This window comes from Proteus myxofaciens ATCC 19692 (assembly GCF_001654855.1).
In the GTDB taxonomy this organism is placed as follows: Bacteria; Pseudomonadota; Gammaproteobacteria; order Enterobacterales; family Enterobacteriaceae; genus Proteus; species Proteus myxofaciens.
Genome location: NZ_LXEN01000103.1, coordinates 1 through 2425 on the forward strand (window position 1 = coordinate 1; position 2425 = coordinate 2425).

1 protein-coding gene is annotated in these 2425 nt (G+C 26.9%); it reads left to right on the forward strand.

Going from position 1 to position 2425, the window contains the following annotated elements:
• Positions 1 to 2425: anthrax toxin-like adenylyl cyclase domain-containing protein (locus M983_RS11330; RefSeq protein WP_245684041.1), on the forward strand; the 2425-nt coding region annotated here is incomplete at both ends.

A 2425-nucleotide genomic window follows, 5' to 3' on the forward strand; every position in this document is an offset into this window, starting at 1 on the left:
TTAGATTATTTATTAGATATTAATACACCAAATGTTAAAGGATATTATTCTTATTGTAATGATAAAGTATCAATAACTAGAAAGGTAGTATTACTTTTAAGTAATGAGAGTAACTTAGATAACCATTATATTAATTTCTCTCAAGAATATCATAAAGCGGGTTATGATTTATTTATTTTTGATAGTTCTATGGATGCTAAAGCGGGTAGCAAAGCTTTTGAGTATCTAATCAAAAATTATAATGTAGACACAGATTCTATTTTACTACATGGACATAGTCGTAGTGGTGGAAAGGTAATTGAATTATATGAATCTCTAAATAATAAAGGCTATTTCCCAGAAGGGATTGTACTGAGTTCATCAAATAATGATCTCATTTCTGTGTTAAATAAAGAAAATAAATTACAACATAAAACTAAGATATATATCAGTTGTGATTCTAAAACTACGGATGAAAATAATAAATTAATAATCAAAACGTTAAAAGCCTATGGGCATGATGTAAAAGAATTTAGTTTTAGTCATCGTAATGAGTACAATAGTTTTAGACATGTTAAAGATAATCAACAAGATCCGATTAGAAAATTTTCTATTTATAAATCACGAGATCTGGAGTTAACACCAATCGGAAATATATTAGTACCTATTGTTGGCATGCCTAGTGGGGATCAAAAAACATTAGCAAAAATCGCAAACAGTGAAAATTTAATAATAGGTATAAGAGCAATAGATAATAAATCTACAGCATTAATTGCATCAAAGGAATATAGTAGTAAAAATTTATTTATTAAAGGTAAAAGTTCAGATTGGGGGCCTATGTCAGGCTTTATTCCTGTCGATCAATCTTTGGCTAAATCATCGGCTAGAAATGATGTGGCGAAATATAACTCAGCGATACAAGAATCGATTAATCAAGGATACGCAATATCAGTACCTTTAATTCTTTCACTAGAGAGAGTAAATGAACTAAAACACAATAACATTCTAAAGTTTCCTGGCATGTTAACAGATATTATTCGAGTTTCTAGCAAAATAGATAATCGTGAATATGATTTCTTTTTATCTAAATCTAACGATAACGAATATACCGTTAATTATTATGATAATAGTAAGCTCGTTCCGATAAGTGTACTTGGTGATCAGATATCTAAAAAACCAATTATAGCCGATTATGATTTGTTTACTGTTATGTATTCTTATAATGATCTTGGTGAAAAAACAGTGATAAAAAAAATGATGCCTTGGGAAGAATGGAAAAATAGTGTTGATTACGAAAAATTATCACCCACTTTTCAAGAATATTATAATGACAAAGCACTTTATGAACGTTATGAAGGAGAAGCTCTAGGTCTAATTAGTTCAAAAGTTAAAGATGTAAAAGATAAAATCAATATCGCTTTATTAAGAGAGCCAGGAAAAGAAATGGTCCATCATGGAGCTGATGATGCTAACCCATATTCAGTTATCAATGATAATTTTCCTGCAACTTTTTTTGTACCGGATGAAATATTAAATAAAAATTTAAATAATGAAAAAAATACTTTAAAAGATTATTTTATTGTTAACGAAAATAATACTATTATTATTAGAAATACAAAAGAATTCTCAGATTTTCAGCAATTAATGATCAATCATGGGTTTATTGCTCCGTTAAATGAGCGGTGGAATGATGGTACAGAAATAGATTACTTCACAAAAAAAAGAAAAACCTCTCATAGTTATCTTAAAAATAGAAATATTTTAGAGAGTAAAAACCATCCAAACAGATATAAATCCTCATTAGAAGAAATCAATAATAAATATTTTGATTCAACAATTAAAATCATTAAAAGTAATAATTTAGATAATATTATTACTACAAATATTTATAAAGCTAATGAAGAAATCGCATTACTTAGTTCACCTTATGATCACAAAAAAGCAATTGATATATATCTTGATAATAATGATTTATATAAAAAACTACCTTTAAGTCTAAAGAAAGATATAAATAAATATAGATATGACTTAGATTGGTTCTGTGAAGGGGGGAATAAGTTATTTGATTATCTAATGTCTAGTCCTGAAAACTATCTAAATCGTAATGATTCTAAAAAATTAAATAATGTTTTTAATATAATCCTTGAATTACCTGAAATTAAAGGATCCATTTATAAATCTATTAATGTGGAGAATTTGAATGCTTATTTTGAAAACATAGAGCAAGGAACAATTTTTGCTAATGATAGTATATTGATAGCTAATAGAAATTCTCAGAAAATAAAAAATAAGACTAATAATGTTTTTATTTCTATACAAGGCGAGCATAATGCAAAAACAATGACGGGTATTAGTGATAGATTAACCGATCAAGTTATTCTTTCTCCAGGAAAACATTTTCGTGTTATAAAAAAAGAGAAAATTAAAGGTAATCTCTATATGGTAT